The organism is Escherichia sp. AM3 (genome assembly GCF_032029835.1).
In the GTDB taxonomy this organism is placed as follows: domain Bacteria; phylum Pseudomonadota; class Gammaproteobacteria; order Enterobacterales; family Enterobacteriaceae; genus Escherichia; species Escherichia coli.
Window position 1 is genome coordinate 1 of the sequence record NZ_JAVUPQ010001398.1, and the last position, 205, is coordinate 205.

Genomic DNA, 205 nt, shown 5'->3' on the forward strand with positions numbered 1-205 from the left:
CGGGTCGTTAGCTCAGTTGGTAGAGCAGTTGACTTTTAATCAATTGGTCGCAGGTTCGAATCCTGCACGACCCACCACTAATTACGGTGGGTTCGGTGGAAGTAGTTTGTAGTATCCAGCGCAGTATCGGGTGATTAGCTCAGCTGGGAGAGCACCTCCCTTACAAGGAGGGGGTCGGCGGTTCGATCCCGTCATCACCCACCAC

The 205-nt window shown here is 54.1% G+C and carries 2 tRNA genes; both read left to right on the forward strand.

The annotated features are described in order from the left end of the window. The first annotated feature begins 1 nt into the window (after nt 1). Nucleotides 2–77 (forward strand) — tRNA-Lys (locus RTW80_RS31210). A 51-nt stretch (nt 78–128) separates the two neighbouring features. Next, nucleotides 129–204: transfer RNA gene (locus tag RTW80_RS31215), tRNA-Val, on the forward strand. Nucleotide 205: the final 1 nt, after the last annotated feature.